Raw genomic sequence first — 26,366 nt, forward strand, 5'->3', positions numbered from 1 at the left:
AGGGGGCGGAGCGATGCAGGTGCGAAAGGGGCAGCGGCAACCGGGCGGGACTGCATGCCTCCGGCCGGTCGGAGAGGAGCAAAACCTGAGCGAAAGCGCTCGAAGCGCGTCGTTAGTGGCGGCGTTGCGGCACGCCGCAGTTATGCGGCCTTCTTCAATGTGAACCGGAACGCCGCCCCGCACTCCGGGTGGCCCGGTATGCGGTCCTCGACCCGGACCCTCCCGCCGTACCTCTCCACCAATGTCCGGACGATGAAGAGGCCGAGCCCCTGGCCCCTCCCCCGTGCCATACCCCGCTCGAACCGGGTGAAGAGCTTCCCCTTCACCTCGTCCTGGATGCCGGGGCCGGTGTCTTCGACCGAGACCAGCACTTCGCCGTCCTGCTCCTCGACCCGGACCACGATCTCAACGTCGGGACCGCCGAACTTGACGGCGTTGCCGATGAGGTTCGTGAAGACGGTCGGGAGGAGGCCGTCCGCCAGCACCTCGACGCGGGTGCCCCGGTACCGGATCGCTGCATCGGGGAAGCCCGCGATCTCGCTCTGGATGACCGCATCGAGGTTCACCGGCACCAGGTTGCCGGGTTCCTCGGAAGCCCGCCGGATGGTGGCGACGTTCATGAGGATCTCGCTGCTCCGGTCGATGCTCGCATGCAACTTCTCGGCATAGGTCTTCAGGTTGCCTTCGGAGAGATCCATCAGGAGGTCGGCGTACATGCTCGAGACGTTGTTCGCGTTCCGGACGTCGTGGGTCATGATGTCGAGGTATACATTCGCCTCGTCGCGGGCCGCCTCGACCTCCCGGTTCGCCCTGATGAGGTCGTCGGTGCGGCGCACCAGGGCTTCTTCCGCCTTTTTGCGATCGGTGATGTCGCGTGCGTTCACCAGGAGCCCCCGGACGGCTGGCTCTCTCAGGAGGTTGGCGCCGGTGACCTCGAGATACGACCAGTAGCCCGAGGCATGCCGGATCCTGACTTCGAGGGTGACCCGCCCCTTCGGATGGGCGGTAGCAGTGCGGAGGGCGTCCAGCACGAGTGCCAGATCGTCCGGATGCGTCAGTTCGAGGACGCTTCTCCCGATGAGGTCTTTTGGCGCATACCCTCCGACCGTCTTCACCGACGGGCTCGCATACCGGATGCGTCCTTCGTGATCGAGGACGACGACGATGTCCGAGGCATTCTCGGTGAGCAGCCGGAACCGCTCCTCGCTCTGTCGCACGGCCTCCTCAGCCCGCTTTCGTTCGGTGATGTCCCGGACGATGGAGAGGACTGCAGGCCTCCCCTGGTAAGAGATGAGCCGCGCCGAGACCTCAGCAGGAATATGCCTCCCCTTGCGGGTCACATCGGCGGTCTCAAAGACCGTGTGGCCTTTCTCGACAACCTCCCCGATTCGTTCGGGCACGAGAGCGGCGAACTCCGGCGTAACGATCATCGAGAGATTCATGGTCAGCAGTTCTTCCCGCGAGTAGCCGAGGCGTTCCGTCGCCACCCTGTTCGCATCGAGAAACTTCCCATCGAGATCGTGGATGATGATGATGTCGCTTGCGCTGTCAAAGAGGGTCCGGTATTTCTCTTCGCTCTGCCGGATCGCCTCTTCTACCCGCTGCCGCTCGGTGATGTCCCGTAGCGAGATGAGGATTGCCGGAGCCCCCTCAAAGACAATGGATTTCCCGATACTCTCGAACCACCGCTCCGCCCCGGCCACCGTGAGGACCTTATAGCGTGCAATAAACGCGTCAATTCCTTTTGCCACCTCCCCGAAGTCTTTGATGGCATCGCCCTGTGACTCGGGGGCGATAAATTCCATGACGTTTCTTCTCCCGATCGCCTCGCCGGGATCTTTGATTCCCACGAGCCGGGCTGCAGCATGGTTCGCGAAGAGGATCTTTCCCATCGGATCAAGGATGAGAGTCCCGTCAAGGGAGTGTTCGACAAGAGCCCGGAACTTCTCCTCACTCTCCCGCAGGGCTCCTTCCGCCCGCCTCCGATCGGTGACGTCACGGATGATTCCCACCAGCGCTACGGGGTGCCCCCGTTCGTCGAGGACGACCTTGCGGCTGTCGCTGAACCAGTGGTACTCGCCGCTCTTGACCTTCCAGCGGTACTCGACGATGCTGGACGGTTCCAGCCCTGCTGCCAGCACCTCCTGCTGGGTGATCGCGATCTCGCGGTCGGCGGGATGCACGCGGCTAAAGACCTCCTCGGCGGAGATATTGTCGATCTCTTCGGCAGAAAAGCCGGTTATTTCTGCCAGGGATGGACTTATGAAGATATAACGCCCTGTCTTGAGGTCGAGCATGTTGATGCCGTCACGGGAGTGTTCGATGATCGTGCGGAGCAGTTCCTCGTTCTTGCGCAACGCTTCCTCCGTGTGCTTCCTGTCGGTGATATCGGTGAAGATGAATGCACACCGGTCTTTCCCGGGTATCGGACCGGCGTGGATGCCGTACCACCGGTCCCTGATCGAGTTATACTCTTCAAACCGCACTGGCCTGTCGGCGCCGAGACCTTCAGTGCAGCGCTCAACCCAGTTCCTCCCGATACCCGGTGCGACCTCGGAGACACGCCTGCCGATGACCTGATCGCGCTTCGAACCCGTGATGCTCTCGTAGGCGGGGTCGACGTCGAGAATGATGAAGTCGGCAGGTTGCTCCTTATCACCATAGACCGCCTCGAGAATCACAAATCCCGCTCCCATCGATTCGAAGACCTGCCGGAACTTCTCCTCGCTCTCACGCAGCCTGTCTTCCGCCTGTTTCCGGTCGGTGATATCATCGAAGAGAACAGCCACCCTGTTGCCGTCCGGCCCCTCGAACGGGAAGGCGTAGACCTCGTACCACCCCTCCTTAAGGAATTTTGCAGTCTGGACGAAGCGTCTGGCCTCACCGGTTCTGGCAACGGCGCCGAAGATCTCAAACCAGCGCTCTTCGTGGCCCGGGGCAAGCTCCCGCATCGTCTTTCCTACGACGTCGGAGAGGCCCGTCAGCCTCTCGAACGCCCGGTTTGTCTCCTGGAAGCGGTAATCGACCGGTCGACCGCCGGGATCAAAGATCATCTCGATGATGCAGAACCCTGAGTCGAGGGAATCGAATATGGTCCGGTACTTCTTCCTGCTCTCTAGCAGCTCCTCTTCTGTGCGCTTCAGTTCGGTGATGTCCTGGAGTCGGACGACTCGGGTACCCCGGAGCAGTCCTTCCCGGATGCCGTTACTGGAGATGGAAAACCGGCGCTCCTGGTTGCCAGCGGTGCGGATGGTGCAGGCGAGGCCGGCGACGTCGTGCCGGTTCGAGAGCAATGCCACAATCCCCGCCGTGCTCTCCCCGTCCGTGACGCGCGGCGTCAGGTACCGGTGCACGAAACGGTCGATATCGCTGCTGCAGAAGGCGTCTTTGTCGATGCCGAGAAGATGCTCGAGCGGGCGGTTGACTCCGGCCACCCGGTCGGTACGATCGATGAGGAGCGCCCCCTCGCCGAGTGCGTCGAGTACAGCCAGTGCCGATAGCACTTCCGGTGGGAGTGGGCAGGGTGGATCCATTGGGTGCCGACCATCCTCTGCGGGACCCGTTATTATAGTAGTGCATGAATGTTTCAAAGGCCGGGCAAAACGAGATCTCTCCGGTCGTTTTGCCAAAACGACAGTCAGAGCGTCCGGGCGCTCCCTGCCTGCACTATCCCTTTCGCCCCCGGTGCCCGCTCTAACCTTTCCGCCGGGAACACCGGGGCCGGTGGCAAGCGTCCGTTTGAAGGGCAGGTATGCGTCCTGGGTCACGCCATCTCGTTGCGCCGGAGGAACCTCCGTATCGCCCGGGACTCCACCCACCCGCGGTCGAGCGGTCTGATGATATCGTTGATCCGCCGCACCTGCTCACCGATACTTGCCGCGGTCTCTGCATCATCGAGCAGGTCCGCTCTCGCCAGGATCACCTAGAGTGGGGCGGATGTGATCGCCCAGGATCGCGAACTGCTCCATATTATGTTCGATCTGAGCGTATGCCTGCCGTCGGACCTTCTCGTGGTGCTTCTGATCGGTGATGTCGTATATGATCCCGTGGCTTGCGACGGCACGGCCGTCGGTGTCGTAGGTGAACCTGCGGACGGAGTGGATCCAGCGGCCCTCCCCTGCTGCCCGCAGCATGAGCGACGGCTATCCCGGGTGTGGTACGCGATTTGAACGATATCCTCCCCGGGTCATGGCCGGCACCGTGAGAGGGGAAACTGATATGGGGAGACAGACTATCTCACGCTCTCCACCCCTGAAGGAAATGGATACGCTCATGGCTGCACCATTGTGTCGCCGGAAAACAGGCGGGGTTGGCGATCCCGGCGAGCGGGCCGGGATGAAGGGTCGCCCGGATAATGGGTACGTTGCCCGGTTCCGCGCAGAGGCCGGGGAACGGTAGGCGAGGCCCCGGTCGGGAGTACGCCGGTGAGGAAGGAGCATGATGGCCGAAAACGTCGACGATCAAAAATCTGCGGACTGGCTGTACCGGGCTATCGTCGGTATGGCTGCCGGGCTTGCAGTCCTCCTCATAGTCCTGTTCCTCCGCGGAGAGGAGGTGGGGCCCACGCTTGCCGTCATCCCCTGGTTCATCCCCGTGATCAGCCTGTTCCAGGCGCTCATCCTCTTCTCGGTGGGGTTCCTGGCGCTGGGACGCTACAGCGTGCTAAAAGACGCAGCCTCCTTCTGGATTGGGATGGGCGCGGCAGGTTTCGCCGTCGCGCTCGTCTTTTACGCCCTCAGCGGGGCAAGTCTCCTGTCAGACGGCGGATCTGTCGTCGCGAGGCTTTCCGGTACCTCGGCATGGTTCCTGCAGCTCGGCATCACCATTCTCGGCACCTTCCTCCTCGTGGCCGTTCTGGCCCGGCGGCCGGGGGGCGAAGACCTGGCGGGCCGGCGCCTGCCCGGGCTCGCGGCTGCCTGGATAGTCTCCCTGGCGATCGCGTTCACGCTCGTCGTCCGGGTCGAACAATCTCTGCCTGCACTCGTCACCCCAACCGGCGTCTTCACCGAGTTCGTCCTCGTCTGGAACGCAGTCGTGGCGGTCCTGTTTGCCGGAGGCGCTGTGCTCTCAACCCGGCGTTACCTGCGTACCGGGGACGCGCTTGTCGGGTACGTCGCCTTTGCCCAGACGGCGCTTGCCTTCGCCCTGCTCACGACGCTGAGCGGAATGAGGCGTTACGATCTCTGGTGGTACCTGCTCCGGGCCATTCTCATGGGGGGCGGCCTGATCGTCCTCTATGGTCTATTCTATGAGTACGTGCAGATGTTCCGGCGCGAGAAGGAGAGGACTGTCCGGTTACTGCGCGCCGAGGAGTCCGTGAAAGAGCGTGAGAGGCAGCTGCGGGACCTGATCGAAAGTTCCGCGGACGGCATCATCATCACCGATGAGACCGGACGGATCACCACCTGGAACAGGGGCATGGAGATGATCACCGGCCTTGCGGCCAGCGATGCACTGGGGAAGCCGGCATGGGAAGTCCAGTCGTGGATGGCAGATGAGGAGTGGTCGGGGCCCGATCCTCGCGCCCAATACCGCGCATCCTGGGAAGGGTTGTTGCAGGAGGGTACGCTTCCGTCGCACGACACGCTCCTTGACGTGCAGATCCGCATCCCGCCGGGAGACGTCCGGTATCTCCAGCAGCGGGTATTCACGACGAAGACACGGCAGGGATACCGTGCCGGGGGCATCCTGCGGGACGTCACCGATCGTACGCGGGCCGAAGAAGCCCTCAGGACCCGCGCTGAAGACCTCGCCCGGGCCCAGCGGGACCTGGGATCGGCGAACCGGGAGGCAAACCTCTACCTGGACATCTTGTCCCACGATCTCGGGAACACCAACAACGTCGCGAACCTCTACGCCGACCTGCTCGCCGACTGTCTGGACGGCGAGGCAGCCGGGTATGCGGAGAACCTCCGGCGGAGCATCGGGAGGAGCATCAAGATCCTGGGCACCGTCGGAAAGATCCGCCGGATTCATCACGCCCCGTCACACCTCAGACCGGTCGAACTCGAAGAGGTCGTACGTAGAGAGATCGACCGCTACCCCGACAGGAGCATCCGCTACATGGGCGGTTCCGTCCGGGTCCGGGCCGACGACCTTCTCCCGGAGATCTTTTCAAACCTCATCGACAACGCGGTCAAGTTCGGCGGCCCCGGCGTGGCGGTCACCGTCCGGACGGAGGAGGACGGCGCAGTAACGGTATCGGTGGAGGATACTGGCCCCGGGATACCGGACGACCGGAAGGAAGATATATTCCACCTCTACGAACAGCAGAAACGGGGCGTCGGCGAGGGGCTCGGCCTCTACCTCGTGCAGATCCTGGTCGAGCGCTACGGCGGCCGGATCTGGGTCGAGGACCGGGTGCCGGGTTATCCCGAACGCGGGGCGGCGTTCCGGTTCACGCTTACAAAAACAGCGGAGAACCGCTGAGACGTTCCGGTAGATCGTACATCACCTGCCGGTATCCATTGCGAGCTCCCTCTTCGTCTGCACCTGCCTCCGGATCTCCGCTGAAACCTTTCCATGTCGATGGTCGGCCTGATCGCTCCCGTCTTTGGTACGCTACGCTCCCTCTGCGGTTCAATCCGTATGTTAATCACCCTCCTGTCCGATTCTTTATCATGGGTCTATCTCACATCCCGTTACTCGCCGTCCTGGTAGTCTTCGCCACTGTTTCGGCATGCGGCTGCATGAGCCCGGAGACCGTGGTCTCCGGCGAGGAGGCGGCAGAGGTGCTTGCCTACGCCGAACCGATCGCCGAGAACGTCATGCAGGGCTTCAACGAAGGCAACTATACGATGTACTCCCGCGACTTCTCCGCAGAGATGAAGCGGAGCCTGGATGCGGCCGCGTTTGAGCGGAACCGCGACCTCACCAGATCGAAGATCGGGCTGTACGTCGCAAAGGAGAGCCCCGTCGTCACGGATGCCGGCGAGTATATCGCTGTCAATTACAGGGCGAAGTTCGAGGGGGAGGACGGCGTGGCGCTCCGGTTCGTCTTCCGGAAGGATGATCCGTCGCACGAACTCCACGGGCTCTGGTTCAACTCCCCGAAACTGCGGGGTTGAGACGGCCCGGCGGCGGTATGCCGCAACGGACCGCTCTTCATGAAGCCGGCATCTCCCCCGGATCCTGTTCTTTTTATAGTACCCCGTCCTTACCGCCGCGACCAAGAGAGGTAGGGATCATGAAAGGCCTGGCAATGTTAAAGATCGGCGAGATCGGATGGATCGAGAAAGAGCGGCCCGCCTGCGGGCCGAGGGACGCCGTCGTGAGACCTCTGGCGCTCGCGCCCTGCACCTCCGACATCCACACCGTCTGGGAAGGGGCGATCGGGGACCGGCACAACCTCATCCTGGGGCACGAGGCGCTCGGGATCGTCGACGAAGTGGGCAGCGAGGTCAAAGACTTCAAGTCCGGCGACCGGGTTATCGTCCCGGCCATCACGCCCGACTGGGAGACGGATGCCGCACAGCGCGGGTTCCCGTCGCAGACCGGCGGCCCGCTCGGGGGCTGGAAGTTCTCGAACTCCAAGGACGGTGTCTTTGGGGAGTTCTTCCACGTGAACCTGGCGGACTACAACCTCGCGCACCTGCCGAAGGGGATGTCGCTTGAGGCCGGGGTCATGCTCCCGGATATGCTCAGCACCGGCTTTGCAGGCGCCGAGAACGCAAACATCAAGTTCGGGTCCACGGTCGCGGTCCTCGGCATCGGGCCGGTCGGCCTCTCCGCCATCGCCGGTGCGAAACTCCGGGGCGCCGGGAGGATCTTTGCCGTCGGCACGAGGCCCGCTTCGGTGAAGGTCGCAAAGGAGTACGGCGCCACGCATATCGTCAATTACAAGGAAGGAGACACCGTCGAGCAGATCCGGAACGCGACCAACGGCGAGGGCGTCGACGCCGTCATCGTGGCCGGCGGCGGATATGAGGTGATGATGGACGCGATCAACGTGGCAAAACCCGGCTCGGTCGTCTCGAACATCAACTACTTCGGTTCGGGCATGGGCGACCAGGACGTCATACCCCTCCCCCGGATCGGCTGGGGCTTTGGCATGGCCGACAAGAACATCATGACCGGACTCTGCCCCGGCGGAAGGGTGCGGATGGAGCGGCTGGCCGAGGTGGTGATGTGCGGGCGCATGGACCCCGCCCTCATGGCGACGCATGTCTTCAAGGGCTTTGACAAGCTCGAGGAGGCTCTCCTCCTGATGAAGGAGAAGCCAAAGGACCTGATCAAACCGGTCGTCATCGTGGAGGAGTGACCGGCCGGGACCTTCTCTTTTTCAGGGCCGAACCCCGCTCGCGCCTCCGGGTACGGCGGGGGCCGGGGATATGGCCTCACGCAACCTTCGAGCGGAGGTTTGAGCACCTCCCGGTGCTGCCGCTCCCCTGCGGCCCCCCGGACTCCCGGCCGTCGCCGTCTGGCCCGGCGGCCGGCGTCATGCCCTCTCGTTGCGCTTGAGGAACCTTCGTATCGAGCGGGACTCCACCCATCCCCGGTCGAGTTGCCTGACGATACCGTTGATCCGTTGCACCTGCTCCTGGATGCTCGCCGCGGCCGTGGCGTCCTCGAGCAGATCCGCTCTCGCCAGGATCACCTGGAGCGGGTGACGGATGTGATCGCCCAGGACTGCGAACTGTTCGATATTCCTCTCGATCTGGGCGTATGCCTCCTGCCGGATCGCCTCATACCGCTTCCGGTAGGTGATGTCGTACATGATGCCGTGGCTGGCTACGGGGCGGTCTTCGGCATCATAGGCGAACTTGCGAACGGAATGGACCCAGCGTTCCTCGTCGCCGGGCAGACTGACGCGGTAGTCCATCGCGTAGTCCTTCTGTTCGCGGATAGACCGGTCGAGCTCCGCGATGACCCGGTCGCGGTCGCCGGGATGCACCCGCTCAAGCAGCGCGTCAAGACCGGGCTCGACGGTTCCGGGCGCATACCCCAGGATCTCGTACTGCCGGTGGTTCCACTCGGACCAGCCGTGCTCGATGTTCCAGAACGAGACCCCTGCCGAGATGGCGTCCAGCGCCAGCGCCAGCCGGTCCAGGCTTGTGTGCAGTTCATCCTCGGTCTGCCTCCGGCGGGTGATGTCCTGCACCACCGTGAGCACGTACTGCTCTCCGTCCACGGTCACGATATCCAGGTTGTTTGAGATGATACGTGCCTCCCCGGCCTTCGTGAACCGGGTGAGTTCCAGGTCCCGCACCGTCCCGTCCCGGAGGAGCCCGGTGCGGATGCGGGAGAGGGTGCCGGGATCCCGGTCGATGCCCAGCGCAAGAGAGGTCTTCCCCCGCGCCTCCTCCCGGGTGTGGCCGAACGTCTTCACCCACTCCTCGTTGACGTCGACGAACGTGTCATCGCTCTGCCGGAGCAGGGCGATCGGGAAGGACGCTCTGTCGAATATGACGAAGAACCTCTCCTCGCTCTCCTCAAGGGCACGCTTCGAGATGAGGCGGTGCATGGCGATGGCGATGTAGTCGGCGACGGTCTTCATCACCTCGAGATCCCGGTCACGGAACCGGGTTCGAGAACGGGTTCCAAAGGAGAGCGTGCCGAGGACGACTCCCTCGACGACGAGGGGGTGGCACGCATACGCCTGCACGCCGTAGGACCTGACCAGGTCTGTCCGGGGATCGAGTGTGGCCGGGATATCCTCCGCAACGATCCGGCACCCGTCCCGGGCCGCACACCCGCAGACGGCGACGCCGTAGTCGAGCCAGGCGATCCGCTCCGCCTCCTCCTCCGGAATGCCCTCCGAGGCGTTCAGGTACATGCAGTCCCTCTCCGCATCCACAAGGTAGTTGAAGAAGACGTCGCACTCCAGGAAGGCCATGGTCTTCCCGCAGAGGTCGTTGACGATCTGCTGGGGCTCTTCGGTCGAGAGGAGCCGGCTCGCTACGTCCGCCAGGAGCTCCTCACGGCGCCTGCGCCAGAGAAGGCTCTCTTCCGCCCGCCTGCGCCCGGATTCCGCCTGCCTGAACTCCGCGTTTTCCCGGCGAAGAGCCTCGTTCTCAGCCTGCAGCCGGGCGATGAGTTCGGCGTCAGGACAGTCTCCCGCCGGCCCTCTCTCGCTCTGTCTACTACTCATGCTCTTTCTTCAGAATCGGGGTTGGTGCTGCCATGCGTCTCGATATCCATCGGAAGGTTTCTGGAGGCAGGTTAGACCTCTATTCACATAGTAATGCCGATCGCCCTCAACGGTGCGGGCATACCGGGCGGAGCGTCTCAGGCGCAAGCAACCCCGGCGAACGGGACGGAGAGACCCGTGCCCCCTCTCCCGCGTCTCATGCCTTCACCAGCGTGAACCGGAAGACCGCCCCCTCCCCGGGGTGTCCGGGTATGCGGTCCTCGACCCAGACCCTGCCGCCATAGCGTTCCACCAGGGTCCGGACGATGAAGAGGCCGAGCCCCTGGCCGCTCTCCCTCGCCATGCCCCGCCCGAACCGGGAAAAAAGCCTCTCTTTCAGTTCGTCCGGGACACCGGGGCCGGTATCCTCGACCGAGACCAGCACCCCGTCGCTCTGCTCCTCGACCCGGACGGTGATCTCGGTGTCGGGACCCCCGAACTTGACCGCGTTGCCGATGAGGTTGTTAAAGACGGTCGGGAGGAGGCCGTCCGCCAGCACCTCGGCATGAGCGCCCGGATACCGGATCGATGCGTCGGGGAAGCTCCCGAGCTCCTCTCTGATGGCCGCATCGAGGTCCACGGGCGCGAGGTTCCCCGGCTCCTCCGAGGCCCGCCGGATGGTGGCGACGTTCTGGAGGATCTCGTTGCTCCGGTCGATGCTTGCGTACAGCTTCTCTGCATATCCGGCCGCCTCGCCGTCCAGGCAGCCAAGGAGGAGGTCGGCGTAGAGGTTCGCGACGTTGTTTGCGTTTCGCACATCGTGGGTCAGAATGTCGAGGTAGATGTTCGCCTCGCCGCGTGCCGCCTCGACCTCCCTGTTGACCCGGATGAGGTCTTCTGTACGGCGCTCCAGCGCTTCTTCCGCCTGCTTGCGTCCCGTGATGTCTATGATGTTGACGGTGGCGATCGGGTGCCCGCGTACGGTGCCGTGCGCCACGGAGATCGAGAGCCACACCTCCCTGCCGTCCCGCCGCCGAAAGAGCAGTTCCCGTCGCCCGCCCGGGGAGGCCTCCGGCTCTCCCGAGAACCGGAGGCCGATCAGGTCCTCAAGGGGTCTGCCCACCGCCTCACCGCTGCTGTAGCCGAGGATGCTCTCCGCCGCGGAGTTCCAGACCAGCACGGTCCCCCCGGTATCCAGGCCGATGATCGCATCGGGGGAGGCCTCGATCAGGAACCTGTAGCCTTCGCCGGAGGGGGGAAAGACGCTGTCCAGCACCTGGTGGACGTTTGCCTGACGGCTGCGCGAGAGGTGCAGCACCAGGATCAGGCCTATCAGGAGATAGATGGAGGCCCCCCACTGGCCCGCTCTGCCGATCCAGGCCATGATATCCCCGCGGGTCACCGTCATCAGGTATGCGATCTGGCCGAGGCTCAGGAACGCCAGCGCCAGGCCGTACATATACAGGAACGGTGAGCGCGACCGGACATACTGCATGAAGACGACCAGCGCGGAGATGGCGAAGAGGGCTGCAGCGAGGCTGATGACCACCTGCCGGATCGGGGTGCCTCCTTCGCCGACGATGAAGAACTCGGGAAGCACCTCTGTTCTGGCAAGGATGACGATCAGCAGCACCGCTGTTATCCCGCCCCCGTAGCCTGCTGTGAGATCTATGAGCCGCTGCCGGAGACCGGTCCTGACGAGGCCGGTCGAGAAGAGGGCAATCAGGGCGCCGACCAGGTGCAGGGCTCCGGCGAGAAGGGCACCGAGGTTCTGGATCTGCACGCCGGCGTTCAGGCTGAACGGGGTCCCGAACGCGTTCGCCAGGAGGATGGCGAGGCCCAGGACGAGAACGCCCGATCCCATCCAGACGAGCTGCGACCGGCCGGTCTTCATCATGACCCATGCCGCGAGTACGGCGAGGATGATGAAACCGATGTTGGGGAGAATATTGAGTTCCGCCTGGAAGGAGACGACGTGGTCGAACGGGATATTCACGGCGGACTGGACGATGAGAACTGTTGCCAGCAGAATTACGGGGACGGCGGCAAGCAGGTGCTGGATAGGCCGCCAGTTGATCCGCCTGTCGGTGCTGCTTACCGGTGCCATGGGCGTTGCCTGCTCCTGAGTGCTTGTAAATGTAACTTCCGGGCCGATCTATTGACGGGGGGTTCGCCGGTATCAATTATAGTTAACCATAATCGGGCATAAATCATGCTTATCCGGCTGCGTCGCCATCGCCGCCGGGAACGTCTCCTCTGTTTTCCCGGTGGGAGGGGGCCGGGGGGCGCCTCTCCTGCGCCGGTGCAAATAAGTTAACTATCGCAGCAGTCGTTATGCCTCCCGGCGACTGCAAGGGGATGGGACTCGTATGGCTGGAACGACGCCCCGCGGCGCGGCCACGGAAAGCAGGCTCGCGAGAATTTTGCGTGGCAGAGACCGAGTCTGCGGCTGGTTTCTGCGTTGTCGCCGCACAGAAGGGCTGGACGGTCCTGCCGGGGCTAAAAAGGAGAATAGGCCTCTTCCTGTGACGCTTATCACCGGTTGGAGCTACCCTCCGGCTTTTGGAAGCAGAGGAAGCGGTGCCGGCACCGGACGATGCTGTGCCCGGCAAGGAACTGCATCAGTCTCGTGGTCAGGCCCTCACCTGCGAGGCTCAGGGAGACGAGCGGGGGAGCCAGAGGCGACAGGTCCGGCAGGTTCCTGCGTTTTGCAGCGTTGCGGGCGGCGACGTAGGGCCAGTACAGGGGCGATGCGCTTGAGACCGCGCTCTCCTGCACCGTCATGCCGCATCCCTCAAAGAGCGAGCGGTACTGCTCCAGTTGCCGGTAGACCGCTGCCCCGGTGAATTCACCCTCGTGCTCCTTGAACTCCCGCTCTCTGTCGGCGATCATCTCGATGAACGTGACGTGGCCCCCCGGCCGGACCACGCGGCAGATCTCCTGGACGGTGCGTACAAGTTCCCCATCGTCCGTAATGTATCGCAGAACCCAGACGGCATTGACGAGGTCGAACGCACCGTCCTCGAAGGGCAGCGGCATCCCCTCGACGGCACGGTGCTCGACGTTGCGGATGCCTGCCTGCTCCGCCGCCTGCCGTGCCGCTTCCACCATCTTCGGCGAGAGGTCCACCCCGACGACACGCTGCACCTGCGGCGCGAACCAGAGCGTCCACCGGCCGACGCCGCACCCGTAGTCGAGCACGGAGAAGTGCGGCTCCAGCCTGACCGCCCTTGAGACGAGGCGCTTCTGGCTGCCGTCGATGTACGCGTTGTTCTGGTCGTCGACGCTGATCACTGCTCTGAGCGGATGGTGGAGATGCCGCGCATTCACCTCGTCCCAGGCGTCGCGTTGATAATCTGAATCCTGCGTGAACTCACCTCGTTTGACTCACTCCTGAGTCTCAGGCGAGTATTTAGTGTTTTCGCTTGCACGGCGAACGGGATTGCTGTAGGGGTATTCCGCGGGTTCTCTTTCTGCCGGAGAGGATCAGTATACGCCCTCGCCTGTCACAAGGATCCCCCTTGCCAGGTACGTGCCGTTGCACGGACCCGTGAACTCGTGATGCACCCTCTCGCGGTACGAATTCGACTGCCAGCCCAAAACCCACCACTGGTTTGCCCCCTGAAAATAGGACGAGATAGTGAGGACGTTCCCATCCTCGGCGTCGAACGAGAGGATGAACGGGACCTCGACGATATACCCGGAGGAACCGGGGCTCACGTAATAATCGTCGACGGGTCCGCCGGAATCGTTGAGGGTGCCGACGATCCGGTACGGCATGAAGAGGGGCTCGGCTCCTACCGGCGTTCTGGTCTCGATCTCGTGGCCGGGGCTGGTATCGAGCATGGAGAGTTCCATCCCGACGAGCACCGGCGTCTCTTCCGAGTACCGGTCGGAGTAGATATGGGTCGGCACCGGGAGTTCGGACTCGTTCTGCCCCGGCATGATCGCGATCGGCTCGATGCGGTTTTTGTAGACCGGGTCGATCCGGTCGGCCGAGATATTCAGCATGGGGATCCCGTCGACGTCCTCGATCCGTACCGATATCCCGCTCCTGTCGAAATTGCTGAAACTCGCACGAGAGAGGTCGATGGGAGTGACGTTTGCCCCGGTCTCCGGGTCGTAACGGGATGGGATGGGGATCAGGAGAACCGCGTCTTCGATGGGGCCTGTCGTCGAGATCTGCAACTCGTAGTGATACATCGAACTGAAGCTCTCCGATGACGACTGGCCCAGAAACCCGGCAAGCAGCACCAGACATATGAACAGGAGCGCTACGAGGATACCCGCCCCGGCGAGCACCAGACCCAGCGCATTCGACCATTTTCCCATTGCTGATGAGGGGATCTGGGAGTTGCCGGTATTATACCTATCTGTTTTTGAAGAATACGTCTATCATCGGTTCGTGAGCAGGGAGATGCCTTCGGCTGGCTGGGGTCCCGAACCACTCCGCGACCGCATCGTTATATAGTATGGCCGGCGTGGGGAGCCCGTAGAGGAGATAACCTATGTCCTACATCACTGTCGGTAAGGAAAATTCAGGCACCATCGACCTCTACTACGAGGACCATGGCACAGGCAAGCCGGTCGTCCTGATCCACGGCTGGCCGCTCTCGAGCAAGTCCTGGGAGAAGCAGGTCCCGGCGCTGCTTGAATCGGGCTACCGCGTCGTCGCCTACGACCGGAGAGGGTTCGGCAACTCCGCGAAACCGGCCACCGGCTACGACTACGACACCCTGGCCGAAGACCTGCACAGGCTCATGACGGAACTCGACCTCACCGGCGCCACGCTCGTCGGGTTCTCGATGGGCGGCGGCGAGGTGGCCCGCTATCTCGGCACCTACGGGAGCGACCGCGTGGAGAAGGCCGTCTTCATCTCCGCGGTCCCGCCGTTCCTCCTGAAGACTTCCGAGAACCCCGAAGGGGTCGAGGGGAGCGTATTCGACGGGATCATGGAGAGCATCGCCGCCGACCGCCCGGCGTTCCTCTCCGGGTTCCTCTCGAACTTCTACAACGTCGACGCCCTCGGGGGCGACCGCGTCAGCGACGAGGTCGTCCGTCTCAGCTGGAACGTCGCGGCGGCCGCCTCCCCGATAGGCACGCTCGACTGCGTTCCCGCGTGGCTGACCGACTTCCGCAGCGATCTCGCGAGCATCGACGTGCCGGTCCTCGTCATCCACGGCGACGCCGACCGGATCGTCCCCTTCGCCGCGTCGGGGAAGCGCACCCCCGGCCTGGTCCGGGAAGGGCGCCTCGTGGTGGTTGAGGGCGGGCCGCACGGGATCACGTGGACCCACGCCGCGGAGGTCAACCGGGAGTTGCTGGACTTCCTCAGAGAGCGGGCCCGGCCGCTGGAGCCGGTTGCCGGACTCTCGTGAGCGTGCGCTCAGTATACCGGGACCAGCCCGGCGTTATTCCCGGTGATGCACCGGCCCCCGCCGCGGGTGACGACGAAGGTGTTCTCGATCCCGACCATCCCGACGCCCCGGACCCCTTTCTTGGGCTCGAGGGCGAAGACCATCCCCTCCTCGAGCGGCTCGTCGAAGCCTCTCGCGATCACCGGCGTCTCGTCGACGGCGAGACCGATCCCGTGGCCCAGGAACTGCGCCCGCCGGTCACCGTAGCCCATGAAGTTCTCGAGGAACGCGGGGTCGAGACCACCGAGGATCGTCTCGTAGATCTCGGAGGGCGCGATTCCCGGCCGCAGGAGCGCGGCCGCCTCGTCCTGAACCTCCACGCACCGCCGGTGGGCCTCGATAGCCTCGTCGCGGACCGCCTGCCCGAACATATACGTCACGGTTTTGTCGGTGTGGTAGCCCTGCACCCCGCAGGCGCAGTCGACGAAGACCAGGTCCCCGCTCTTGAGTTTCCGGTCATGGCTGCCGAGGACCGGGGCGCCGGGGGCCGCCCCCCGGCACCCGCCGGGCCCGTCGAAACCGGTCGGGTAGAGGGAGTTCTCCCCGAAGCCGAGCTGCCCGAGGATCATCTCCGTCCCGAACCTCTCGAACCGGGCGATCCCGTGATGCCCTTCTCTGACCATGCGGGAGAAGACCTCGCCGCCGAGTTCGGCCTCGCTCATCCCCTCCCGGAGCATCGCGGGGACACAGTCCTCGAGCACGTGCCGGTGGATCCTCCCCGCTCGCTCCATGATCTCGAGTTCGTAAGGGCTCTTTCTTGCCCGAACCCCTGCTGCCTGTGAATCGAGCGATCGCGTCTCGCGGACGGGGAAGTACTTTCGGAACCGCTCGAGCAGGCCGAGGGGCACCACCTCCGTCTCCACGTGGACCGTCGCCGGGCACGCCCCCATCCCGCCGGCGGCGTCGCGGAAGCTCTTCATCGGCCGGATATCGGGGAAGAGCGACTCATCGAGCGCCCGCTCATAACTCCGGCGCACCCAGAGGACGGCCTCGCCGTTTTTGGGGACGAGGAGGACCCCGTCCTGCATCGTCCCGGTGAAGTAGAACTGGTTTGTCCTCCCAAAGATCGCGGCAAACTCCCACGACGGATCTTCCCTGTCCATGCGGAGCCGGAACCGCTCCATGCGGTCCCGGAGTTCGAGGGCAGGGGTCTTTTGCTCCATACGCATGATTGGGCGGCGATGGTATTTACGATGGACGGCAGCGGTCGCTTCATGCGGGTTTATGAGGTCGCGCGGCGCACGTATCCCCATCATGGAAACTCCCTTTATCTTTACCATGCACGAGGGCCTGCCCCGCCAGGGGCCGGGCAGTAACGAGTGTACCAGAAAGGCCTTTTCGATACTTGCCGATCTTCCGGCCCAGCCGGAGGTCCTGGACATCGGGTGCGGTGCCGGGATGCAGACGGTTGAGGTGGCCCGGGTCTGCCCCGGCTGCCGCATCACCGCCACCGACGTCCACCAGCCCTACCTCGATCAACTTGCCGGGAGCGCGGCATCGGCGGGGGTGAGGGACCGGATCACCACGGTCCGGGCCTCGATGGACGACCTGCCGTTTCCCGACGCGTCGTTCGACGTCCTCTGGGCAGAGGGCTCGATCTTCATCATAGGATTCCGGGAAGGGCTTGCCGCCTGGAGGCGGCTCCTCCGGGCGGGCGGCTACCTCTGTCTCACCGAGGCCGCCTGGTTTGTCAAAGACCCCTCGCCGGAGGCGGCGGCGTTCTGGAACGACTGCTACCCGGCGATAAAAACGGTCGCGGCAAACCGCGCTATCGCCGAAGACGCCGGCTACGAGGTCGTCGCGACCTTCCCGCTCCCTGCGTCCGCGTGGTGGGACGACTACTACACCCCGATGATCGAGCGGCTTGCGAACCTTCGGGCGGCGGCCGCCGGCAACCCGGAAGCCGAGGCCCTCATCGCGTTCGAGGAGCGGGAGATCGCCGTCCACCGGGAGCACGGCAGCGAGTACGGCTACGAGTTCTTCATTTTGCGGAAGAAGGAGTGATCCGGTCGGGAGGTTATCCTCCGGCGGCCGTCACCTCCCTTTTGTCTTCCCGATATCCCTCTGCATTTTGCCGATCGCTTTCCAGCGTTTCCTCTCGAGCTGTACAAGCCCAATCTCCGCTTTCTCCTGCTCGAACGCGAGTTCCCGCGCGAGCCTCCGGTAACTCTCCAGCCGTGCCGCGGGAAGCGTCCCGGCCGCGACGGCCGCCTGGACCGCACAGCCCGGCTCCTCCTCGTGCCGGCAGTCCGAGAACCTGCAGCCTTCGGCGAGTTCGAGGATCTCGGGGAACGTCTCGGCGATGCCGGCGGATGCCGTCCCGATCCCGACCTCCCGCAGGCCGGGGTTGTCTATCATGAGCGCCCCGCCGGCGAGGACGAAGAGCTGGCGGACGGTGGTGGTATGCCGGCCTCTCTCGTCACACTCCCTGACATCCGAGGTCTCCTGCACCGGGCGGCCCATGAGCCGGTTGATCAGGGTGGACTTCCCGACACCCGACGAGCCGATGAGGGCGATCGTCGTTCCCGGCGCGAGGTAGGGGTCGAGCCGGTCGACGCCCTCCCCGCTCATGGCGCTGATCAGGATGACCGGTGTGCCGGGGGAAACGGAGGCGAGGTCGGCGGCAAGCGTTGCGGGGTCGCCAGCGAGGTCGGACTTGTTGACGACGACCACCGGCCGGGCGCCGGATGCGTGGGCGATCGCGAGGTAGCGCTCGATCCTGCGGGCGTTGAGGTCGTGACCGGCGGCCGTGACGATGAAGACGGTATCGATATTCGCCGCGATGACCTGGTCGGCGCCGTCGCGGCCCGGTGTCCCGCGCGAGAAGAGAGTCTTCTGCGGGAGGATGTCGACGATCGTCGAGGTGCCGGCCTCCGGCTGGTGGAGGATCACGACAAAATCCCCCACCGCGGGGAACCGGCCGAGTCTGCGCAGGGCCCCGGAGATCCCGGCCGTGACGGACCCGCCGTCGATGAGCACTTCCCAGACCGTCTTCTGCCGGCAGGCGACGCGGCCGGGGAGGTACGGCCCGGTGTATTTCGAGAATGCTCTCTCGTGTTCTTCCGTCCAGCCGAGGTCGTTGAGCGTATGGGACGGGTCTTCTCCGCATCGGGAAGTGGGTTGCATGAGAATCGTAAACTCCATACAGAGATGCGGACAGAACGGCAAGTGCTTTGCGGTCGCGGTTTTCGGAGAGCGGCGGCGGCGCGGCGCTATATACCAGGAGATGTCATCACTACCGTAACGTATGTCCCCCACCCTCCCCGGTCGCCGGCGTATCCTCCGCCGGGTTCTCGTGCTCGTCCTGCTCGCGATTTTCGTGCTCTACCTCGTTCTCCCGGCGGCGCTCGGCATCTTCGCCGTCCTGCCTCTCCGCGAAGAGGTCGGTGCACCGCCGGAGGGGTTTCGCGAGGTCACGCTCACGTCCGACGACGGCATCGTCCTGGAGGCGTGGTATGCGCCCCCCGATAACGGCGCCGCAATAGTCCTCATCCACGGGGCGGGCGCCTCACGGGAGGCGGTGCGGCCCTACGCCGCAATGCTCGCCCGTCATGGCTACGGCGTGCTTGCGCTGGACCTTGCCGGGCACGGCGGGAGTGGGGGCCCGACCAACAGGTTCGGGTGGGGGGGCACCCGCGACGTGGGGGCTGCTGTTGAGTTCCTTGAAGCACAGGAAGGGGTCGATGCTATCGGGGGCATGGGCCTCTCCCTCGGCGGCGAGGTGCTCCTCGGCGCGGCGTCGGAGTATCCGCAGGTGAGGGCGATCGTCGCCGACGGTGCGACCCAGCGTTCCGTCGAGGAACTGCATGCGCTGGAGTCCGAGCGGCCTCTCTACCGCAGTTTCACCGCCCGGGTGCTGTACGGCGTTGTGCAGATCGCGAGCGGGACCGCGCCGCCCGAGCCGCTCCTCGACTCGATGGCCGCGGCGGAGTCGACCGGGTTTTTGCTGATCGCAGGCGGCAACGTGCCCCAGGAGGTCGCGTTCAATGAGGTCTTCACCCGGACCGCGGGCGAGCGTGCGCAACTGTGGGTCGCGCCGGATGCCGGGCACACGGGTGCGTTCGGCCGCCACCCCGCCGGGTACGAGGAGAGGGTGATCGCGTTCTTCGACACCGCCCTGTTGAGTGGACCGGGCGAGGAAGAGGCGACGGGAACAGGGAGCGCGTGACCGGCACCACGCCTGTATGCTCGTATTATTCGCCCGGGTTCGGGCCGGTTTCTCTCCCGTCAACCGGCCTCCACGTCCCGGCGGGGACGGAGATCTCGAACCGGGCTCCCCGGCCCGCCGCCCCGGTCTCACGGATGGTGATCCCGGTCACGGAGAGGATATCGCGGGCAAAGGCGAGCCCGAACCCGGTGTTCTTCCCGTAACCGCACCGGAAGATCTTCTCCTTCTCGTCGTCCCGGATTCCCGCGCCGTCGTCCTCGAAGACCACCCTGAGCGCCCCGTCAGCCTGCTCGTCGGTGGTGATACTGAGCCGGGTGATCCCGCCCCCGTGCCGGAGCGCGTTCTCGAGCAGGTTGTGCATGACTTTGGGCGAGAGCGGGTCGGCGTAGACCTCCACCGGAGCGACCCGGACGGCGATCTCGACCCCCGGGTGGGGGATGCCTCCGGCGGCCCGGGCGATCATCGGCTCGAGCGGCTGCCAGTCCGGCTGATACACACCGAACATCTGGTATTCGCGGGCGAACTCGAGGTGTTTCCTGATGTTCTCCGCGAGTCTGATCGACCGGTCGAGATACGCCTCGCCGTCGGGGTGCATCCGGTCCTCTTTGAGGAGGCCCAGGTACCAGGCGAGGCCCGTGACGTCGTTGCCGATGTCGTGGCAGGTCACCTGGGAGAGGAGGGACAACTTCTGGTTCGCCGTCCGGAGGGCTGTCTCCGCCGCTTTCCGGTCGGTGATATCTCTGACGATCAGGACGAACCCCGCGGGCTCTCCGTCCGGGTTCCGGACGGACGCTCCGGCGAGACTGACGACCATACCCTCCCTGCCGTCGGGTGCCGCCTCAAGGTCCGAGAACCTCCCCCGTCCCGCGACGGCGGCCCCGATCGCGGCACACGCCGCAGGGGGGATGAACTGCCCGACCGGCTCTCCGGGGAGATCCGCTTCGCCGACGCCGAAGACCTCCGCGGCCGACATGTTCGCCATGACGATCTTACCGTTCCTGTCGGCAAGGATCAGACCGTCGGGCATTGTCCTGATGATCTCCGGGACCGCTGTCTGGGGGCTCAGGGTGAACAGCCCGTACCTCCGGACGGCGTGGGCGATGAGGAAGGAGAAGACGACGACCCCGATGAAGGTGAGATCGACGATGTAGACTCCGAGGGCCGGGAGGACCTCCCCGGAGAGAACGCCGAACCCGATGACGGTCGCGATGCCGATGCAGATGAGTCGGTTCTGGCTCCGGACCCTCCCCGCGGGCGCTCTCTGCCAGGATACGATGCCGACGTATGCCGCCGAGCCCAGGCCCAGGAGGACATAGGCCCTCTCGGCCAGGTAGGCGGGACTCGCGGACGCCGGCAGGTAGACGTATCCTGCCCCGGGCAGGAGCCCCACCGTGTAGATCAGGTCGGTGGAGAGCCCGATCAGGGCAAAGAGCAGGGCCGGCAGGTACAGGAGCGTGAGAAGAGCCCCGCGTTTCTTCTCCTGCGCGAGAGGATGATCGGTGAACGCGAGCGTGAAATGTACCATGAACGCGACGACGAAGATCCAGAACGAGCCGGCCTTCACCCAGAGAAAGCAGTTGTCGTAGTCGGTAGAGTTCCAGAAGAGGGATTCTCCCAGGGCCCAGATGGTCGCGGAGAACGTCAGCACGAGGAAGAGGCGATTGACGGCCGAAGAGGGGCTCTGTGCAAAGACATACGCCCCAAGGCCGTAGGTGATGAATGCCGAGACGATACAGAAGCCGACGAGGGCCGGAAAGAGAGCCGCGAGGATATCAGGCACAGCCGCTCACGCCCTTGTGCCATTGGAATTTTTCTCGAACCGTTCCGTTCTGTCCCCGGCTATCGTGAGAGATCATTGCAGGATTGTCGTGGATATTGTTGCCCTGCTCCCCTGAAAACGCTTTGCTTTCGGATTCGCGCTGCAGACCTCTGAGGGCCGGAGATCGGCTCCTCTCCGGGCCCGTTCCGCTGTGGGAGGTCCCGGTTCTCCTGCACTATGGTGTCTCTCCCCGGCACGGCAGGTCGGGGTCCGTCCTCCCGGCCGGTCTCCACGCCCGGGGAGGGACCAGGATCTCGAACCGTGCTCCCCGGCCCGCCCTCCCGGTCTCGCGGATGGTGATCTCGGTCACGGAGAGGATATCCCGGGCGAAGGCGAGCCCGAGGCCGGTGTTCTTCCCGTAACCGCACCGGAAGATCTTCTCCTTCTCGTCGTCCCGGATTCCTGCGCCGTCGTCCTCGAAGATCACCGCGAGCGTCCCGTCGGCCTGCTCGTCCGTCGAGAGATCGATCCGGGTGATGCCTCCCCCGTGCCGGAGCGCGTTCTCGAGCAGGTTATACATGACCTTCGGCGAGAGCGGATCGGCATAGACCTCCACCGGGGCGACCCGGACGGCGATCTCGACTCCCGGATGGGGGATGCCGTCGACGGCCCGGGCGATCATCGGCTCGAGCGGCTGCCAGACCGGCTGGTATACGCCGATCATCTGGTATTCGCGGGAGAATTCAAGGTGCTTCTTGATGTTTTCCGCAAGTTTGACCGACCGGTCGAGATACATCTCGCCGTCGGGGTGCATCCGGTCCTCTGCAAGAAGGCTCAGGTACCAGGCGAGGCCCGTGACGTCGTTGCCGATGTCGTGGCAGGTGACCTGGGAGAGGAGGGATAACTTCTGGTTTGCCGTCCGGAGGGCCGTCTCCGCTATTTTCCGATCGGTAACGTCCCTGACGATCATGACGAACCCCGCGGGCTCTCCGTCCGGGTCCCGGACTGGTGCTCCGTCGATACTGACGATGCTGCCCTCCCTGCAGTCGGGTGTCGCCTCGAGGTCCGAGAACCTCTCCTGCTCTGCGACGGCGGCCCGGATCGCGGCACAAGCCGTCTCAGGGAGGAGTCGTCCGACCGACTGCCCGACCAGCTCCGCTTCGGCAACGCCGAAGATCTCCGCGGCAGATGCGTTCGCCGTGACGATCCTGCCGTCCATGTCGGCAAGGATGAGACCGTCGGGCATCGTTTTGACGATCTCCGGGACCGCCGTCTGGGGACTCAGGACGAACAGCCCGTGCCTCCGGACGGCGTGAGCGATCAGGAGAGAGAAGACGACAATCCCGATGAAGACGAGGTTGACGGTGTAGATCCCGAGAGCCGGGAGAATCAGTCCGGAGAGAGCGCCGAAACCGACGACGGCTGTAATGCCGGCGCAGAAGAGCCGGTTCTGGCTCCGGACCCTCCCCCGGGGCGCTCCCCGCCAGGATGAGATGCCGATGTAGGCCACCCAGACCATCGCCAGGAGGACATAGGCCCTCTCGACCAGATAGACCGGGCTCGTGGACACCGGCAGGTAGACGTATCCCGTCCCGGGCAGGAACGCCACCGTATAGATCAGGTCGGTGAAAAGGCCGATCAGGGCAAAGAGCAGGGCCGGCAGGTAGAGGGCGGCGAAGAGGACCCCGCGCTTCTTCTCCTGTGCGAGGGGGTGATCGGTGAAGGCGAGCGTGAAATGGACGGTGAACGCGACGACAAGGGGCCAGAACGAGCTGGCCCTCACCCAGAAGAGGTAACCGTCGTAACCGGTCGAGTGCCAGATGAGGAACTCTCCGAGAGCCCAGTAGGTTGCGGTGAGCGTTAATGCAAGGAAGAGGCGGTTGACGACCGACGAGGGGCTCTGTGCGAAAACATAGATTCCAAGGCCGTAGGTAATGAACGCCGAGACGGCGCAGAAGCCGACCAGGATCGGAAAGAGAATCGTGAAGATGTCAGGCACGGCCGTTCACGCCCTTGCACCGTCAGGTCTCCCTCGGACCGCACCGTCGCGTTCCCGGAGATCGGGAGAGCTCACCGGATGACTGTCGTGGATCTACGTTCTGCTCCCTTGAAACGCTTTGCTTTCGAATTCGCACTTTTGATCCGGAACGGGCGGAAAAGGAGGCCTTCCGGCCGTTCTCGCGGGTTCGCGCAAGGCGGGCTTCCCCGTGGAGGCGGCCGCGGCGCGGAAGGGCCGTGACCGCAGATGCCCTTAATACGGGTCTCATGAAATAGATCTCTGCAGGAGCGCAGAATGAGCGGCAACTACGTCCACGGCTACACGGAACGGGAAGCGGAGCGGCTGCACGATCAGGCGGAGACCCTGACCGGGCTCCTCCACGGCGACACCCGGTACCCGGCGGGTTCAAGGGTGCTCGAGGCCGGGTGCGGCACCGGCGCCCAGACGGTCATCCTGGCGAGAAACAGTCCTGACGCCCGGATCACGTCGGTCGATATCTCCGAAGCATCGCTTGAGGCGGCCAGAAAGCGCGTGCGGGATGCGGGGTTCAAGAACGTCACCTTCGAGGCCGGGGACATCTTCGACCTCCCCTACGAGCCGGGGAGTTTCGACCACATCTTCCTCTGCTTCGTCCTCGAACACCTTGCTGACCCCCGCGGCGCGCTCGAACGCCTCCGTCCGCTCCTCCGCGAGGGCGGCACGATCACCGCGATCGAGGGGGACCACGGCTCGACATACTTCCACCCCGACAGTCCCTACGCCCGCCGGGCGATCGGGTGCCTCGTCGATCTCCAGCGTGAGGCAGGCGGCAACGCCCTGATCGGGCGGGAACTCTATCCCCTCGTCACCGGCGCCGGCTACCGCGACGTCCATGTCTCCCCGCGGATGGTCTACGTGGACTCCTCCCGGCCGGACCTCGTCAGGGGATTCACCCGGCTGACCTTCACCGCCATGGTCGAGGGCGTCGGCGAGGACGCGGTGGGCCGGGGGTTGATGAGCCGGGAGGACTGGGAGCGGGGGGTAGCCGACCTCTACCGTACCGCAGGATCGGACGGGGTCTTCTGCTACACGTTCTTCAAGGCGACCGGGAGGAAGTAGCCGGCGCCATGAGGTAGCCCCCGAACGCCATGAGCCAGAGCAGCGCGGGGTAGACGATCATCCGCTCCGACCCGCCGTGGCCGATGGGGCCGTAGAGTTCCAGGATCCCGAAGTCGCTTGCGGCATGGGTCACCAGGAAGGCAAGGCCCAGGACGCCCGCGACGATCGAGATCGCCTTCATCGGCCCCCGGACGAGAGTGGAGCCGGCGATAGCCTCGATGTTGAAGAAGACGAAGGCCGCGAGCGCGAAGAGGCCGTGGATGCCGGGGATATCGAGCGTGAAGATGGCGGCGCCGATCGCTCCCAGACCCGCGAGGAGAAAGACGGGGAGGATCCAGCCCCTGCCGTAGAATCGGTAGAGGAAGTAGCCGCCGGCGATATTCAGGAGGCCCGCAAGAAAGAGGGAGGCGTTGAAGAGCCACGCCGTCGAGTCGATCACGCCGAGATCGCTGATCGCGTTCGTGTTGATGCTGTAGCCGGGCGCGATGGCCGCCCCTGCCATGAGCGCGGTCAGGAACTGGGCCGGGAGCAGGAAGAACAGTATCCCTGCAACCGTCCGGTCGCTGTCCGCCGGATCAGTTTCATGCATACCAGGGAGATGGAGGCTCTTCCTTCATATCTCCTGCCGCCCTCGTGGTAACCCGGCACCTACTTCGTCGCCATCGTCCGGAGGATCGACATGATCCCTGGTTTTGCCCCTTTCCGGGGCGGGAAGCCGAACCCGCCCATCTCCATATCGCCGGAACCGTACATCTCTTCGTTTAACCGGTCGGTGATCTCGTCGAATATCCGCTTATAGGCGATACAGTGGGGGTCGACGCCCCGGACCTCGCCGTCCGTAGGCGCTATCGCGTTGTAGGGGCACCCGCCCCGGCAGTATTTGATGTGGGAACATCCTGCGCACTCTCGGTCGACGTACTCCTTGAACGCGTGCATGAGTTTCCAGGCCTCCGACTGCGCAAGGTCTTCCTGCGTGGGCCGGTCGCGGACGTTCCCCATCACGTACTCCGGCATCCCGATGAACCGGTAGCAGGGGTAGATGCTCCCGTCCGGGCCGACGGCGAGGGTGGTTCCCATGCAGTCGACGAACGTGCAGACGGTGCCCCGCCGGGTGAAGATGCACTTGCAGAGGTCGTTGATGTTCATGACCTCGATTCTGCCCAGGTTCTCCAGGTACCTGTCGAGGAGGTAGACCAGCAGTTGCCCATACTCTTCCGGTTCGAGCGCCCACTCTTTCGGGTCCTCGCTCCGGAGCGACGGCAGCGCCGGGTGGAGTTTGAGCGGGAACCCCCGCTCGAGGAAGAAGTTGAAGATCGCCTCTTTCTCCTCGACCGACCGGTTGGTGAACGTGCAGATGAACCGGACCTCCAGGCCGTTCGCCCGCGCGATCTCGTAGCCCCGCATCGTCTTCTCGAAGTAGCCCTTCCCCCTCTGCGCGTCGGTGATCTCCTCGGGGCCGTCGATGCTGGAGCCGATGGGGATACGATACTCCGCGAGCACCTGTGCCAGTTCGGGGGTGAGCAGCCAGAGGTTGCTCTGCAGGGCGAACGTCGGTTTGAGATGGGCGAGTTCCCCGGAGATGAGGGGAAGCGCCTGCCGGTAGAACTCCGCGCCGGCAAGGAGCGGTTCCCCCCCGTGGAAGGTGATGGTGACCTGGTCGGACCGGTAGTCCTTGAGCCACTCCGTGATCTCCCTGACCGTCTCGATGCTCATCTTCGGGGAGGTCTCATCCGAACTCCAGCAGTAATGGCATTTTGAGGGGCACCCGAGCGTGGGGATGATCATGATGTGAAAAGGGCTCTTCATTATAGCGAGATTCTCTCTAAAGATGTTAAAACCTATTCATCCGCCCTCCG

At 64.4% G+C, this 26,366-nt stretch carries 19 protein-coding genes; 7 read left to right on the forward strand and 12 right to left on the reverse strand.

Annotated features, from left to right (window positions below):
* Positions 1 to 140: 140 nt before the first annotated feature.
* Both F8E02_RS07450 and F8E02_RS07455 read right to left on the reverse strand, forming a co-directional pair.
* Positions 141 to 3,503, reverse strand: coding sequence for a PAS domain S-box protein (locus F8E02_RS07450; RefSeq protein ID WP_317064857.1), 3,363 nt, complete (start codon positions 3,501 to 3,503; stop codon positions 141 to 143).
* 387 nt (positions 3,504 to 3,890) lie between these two features.
* Positions 3,891 to 4,133, reverse strand: coding sequence for a hypothetical protein (locus tag F8E02_RS07455; protein ID WP_317064858.1), 243 nt, complete (start codon positions 4,131 to 4,133; stop codon positions 3,891 to 3,893).
* Between the two features lie 304 nt (positions 4,134 to 4,437).
* Between F8E02_RS07455 and F8E02_RS07460 the strand changes: the two genes are divergently transcribed.
* From F8E02_RS07460 to F8E02_RS07470, 3 genes are all read left to right on the forward strand, one after another.
* On the forward strand, positions 4,438 to 6,429 hold the full coding sequence (locus F8E02_RS07460) for an ATP-binding protein (RefSeq protein WP_317064859.1): 1,992 nt from the start codon (positions 4,438 to 4,440) through the stop codon (positions 6,427 to 6,429).
* A gap of 191 nt (positions 6,430 to 6,620) precedes the next feature.
* Positions 6,621 to 7,067, forward strand: coding sequence for a DUF3887 domain-containing protein (locus F8E02_RS07465; protein ID WP_317064860.1), 447 nt, complete (start codon positions 6,621 to 6,623; stop codon positions 7,065 to 7,067).
* Positions 7,068 to 7,186: 119 nt separating this feature from the next.
* A complete protein-coding gene (locus tag F8E02_RS07470; RefSeq protein ID WP_317064861.1) occupies positions 7,187 to 8,260 on the forward strand; it encodes an NAD(P)-dependent alcohol dehydrogenase in 1,074 nt (357 codons plus the stop codon).
* Between the two features lie 177 nt (positions 8,261 to 8,437).
* Here F8E02_RS07470 and F8E02_RS07475 read toward each other — a convergent pair whose 3' ends face one another.
* From F8E02_RS07475 to F8E02_RS07490, 4 genes are all read right to left on the reverse strand, one after another.
* A complete protein-coding gene (locus F8E02_RS07475) occupies positions 8,438 to 10,090 on the reverse strand; it encodes a PAS domain S-box protein (protein ID WP_317064862.1) in 1,653 nt (550 codons plus the stop codon).
* 196 nt (positions 10,091 to 10,286) lie between these two features.
* The gene (locus F8E02_RS07480; protein WP_317064863.1) at positions 10,287 to 12,176 is read right to left on the reverse strand and encodes a sensor histidine kinase; all 1,890 of its coding nucleotides are present in this window, start codon (positions 12,174 to 12,176) and stop codon (positions 10,287 to 10,289) included.
* 428 nt (positions 12,177 to 12,604) lie between these two features.
* Positions 12,605 to 13,399 (reverse strand): class I SAM-dependent methyltransferase, encoded by a 795-nt coding sequence (locus F8E02_RS07485; RefSeq protein WP_317064864.1) that lies wholly within the window; start codon positions 13,397 to 13,399, stop codon positions 12,605 to 12,607.
* Positions 13,400 to 13,555: 156 nt separating this feature from the next.
* Positions 13,556 to 14,401, reverse strand: coding sequence for a hypothetical protein (locus tag F8E02_RS07490; protein ID WP_317064865.1), 846 nt, complete (start codon positions 14,399 to 14,401; stop codon positions 13,556 to 13,558).
* Positions 14,402 to 14,577: 176 nt separating this feature from the next.
* Between F8E02_RS07490 and F8E02_RS07495 the strand changes: the two genes are divergently transcribed.
* Positions 14,578 to 15,447, forward strand: coding sequence for an alpha/beta fold hydrolase (locus F8E02_RS07495; RefSeq protein ID WP_317064866.1), 870 nt, complete (start codon positions 14,578 to 14,580; stop codon positions 15,445 to 15,447).
* An 8-nt stretch (positions 15,448 to 15,455) separates the two neighbouring features.
* Here F8E02_RS07495 and F8E02_RS07500 read toward each other — a convergent pair whose 3' ends face one another.
* Entirely contained in the window at positions 15,456 to 16,649 is a 1,194-nt protein-coding gene (locus F8E02_RS07500; protein ID WP_317064867.1) for a M24 family metallopeptidase, read from the reverse strand.
* 91 nt (positions 16,650 to 16,740) lie between these two features.
* On the opposite strand from F8E02_RS07500, the gene F8E02_RS07505 reads away from it, so the two are divergent.
* The gene (locus F8E02_RS07505; RefSeq protein ID WP_317064868.1) at positions 16,741 to 17,490 is read left to right on the forward strand and encodes a class I SAM-dependent methyltransferase; all 750 of its coding nucleotides are present in this window, start codon (positions 16,741 to 16,743) and stop codon (positions 17,488 to 17,490) included.
* A gap of 30 nt (positions 17,491 to 17,520) precedes the next feature.
* On the opposite strand, the gene rsgA is transcribed toward F8E02_RS07505, so the two are convergent.
* Positions 17,521 to 18,612, reverse strand: coding sequence for a ribosome small subunit-dependent GTPase A (gene rsgA / locus F8E02_RS07510; RefSeq protein WP_317064869.1), 1,092 nt, complete (start codon positions 18,610 to 18,612; stop codon positions 17,521 to 17,523).
* 121 nt (positions 18,613 to 18,733) lie between these two features.
* Here rsgA and F8E02_RS07515 point away from each other — a divergent pair, with 121 nt between their 5' ends.
* Positions 18,734 to 19,654 carry an alpha/beta hydrolase gene (locus F8E02_RS07515; protein WP_317064870.1) on the forward strand — a complete coding sequence of 307 codons (921 nt, stop codon included), beginning with the start codon at positions 18,734 to 18,736 and terminating at the stop codon, positions 19,652 to 19,654.
* A 25-nt stretch (positions 19,655 to 19,679) separates the two neighbouring features.
* Here F8E02_RS07515 and F8E02_RS07520 read toward each other — a convergent pair whose 3' ends face one another.
* Together F8E02_RS07520 and F8E02_RS07525 are read right to left on the reverse strand one after the other, a co-directional pair.
* Positions 19,680 to 21,434 carry a histidine kinase N-terminal 7TM domain-containing protein gene (locus tag F8E02_RS07520; RefSeq protein ID WP_317064871.1) on the reverse strand — a complete coding sequence of 585 codons (1,755 nt, stop codon included), beginning with the start codon at positions 21,432 to 21,434 and terminating at the stop codon, positions 19,680 to 19,682.
* A gap of 214 nt (positions 21,435 to 21,648) precedes the next feature.
* Complete coding sequence (locus F8E02_RS07525) at positions 21,649 to 23,412, reverse strand: PAS domain-containing protein (RefSeq protein WP_317064872.1); 1,764 nt, start codon at positions 23,410 to 23,412, stop codon at positions 21,649 to 21,651.
* A gap of 294 nt (positions 23,413 to 23,706) precedes the next feature.
* Here F8E02_RS07525 and F8E02_RS07530 point away from each other — a divergent pair, with 294 nt between their 5' ends.
* The gene (locus F8E02_RS07530; protein ID WP_317064873.1) at positions 23,707 to 24,510 is read left to right on the forward strand and encodes a methyltransferase domain-containing protein; all 804 of its coding nucleotides are present in this window, start codon (positions 23,707 to 23,709) and stop codon (positions 24,508 to 24,510) included.
* On the opposite strand, the gene F8E02_RS07535 is transcribed toward F8E02_RS07530, so the two are convergent.
* Both F8E02_RS07535 and F8E02_RS07540 read right to left on the reverse strand, forming a co-directional pair.
* On the reverse strand, positions 24,488 to 25,099 hold the full coding sequence (locus tag F8E02_RS07535) for a DUF998 domain-containing protein (protein ID WP_317064874.1): 612 nt from the start codon (positions 25,097 to 25,099) through the stop codon (positions 24,488 to 24,490). The genes F8E02_RS07530 and F8E02_RS07535 overlap by 23 nt on opposite strands.
* A gap of 59 nt (positions 25,100 to 25,158) precedes the next feature.
* Positions 25,159 to 26,316 carry a TIGR04083 family peptide-modifying radical SAM enzyme gene (locus tag F8E02_RS07540; RefSeq protein ID WP_317064875.1) on the reverse strand — a complete coding sequence of 386 codons (1,158 nt, stop codon included), beginning with the start codon at positions 26,314 to 26,316 and terminating at the stop codon, positions 25,159 to 25,161.
* Between the last annotated feature and the right edge of the window lie 50 nt (positions 26,317 to 26,366).

Origin of the sequence: Methanoculleus caldifontis, assembly GCF_032842345.1 — an archaeon.
In the GTDB taxonomy this organism is placed as follows: domain Archaea; phylum Halobacteriota; class Methanomicrobia; order Methanomicrobiales; family Methanoculleaceae; genus Methanoculleus; species Methanoculleus caldifontis.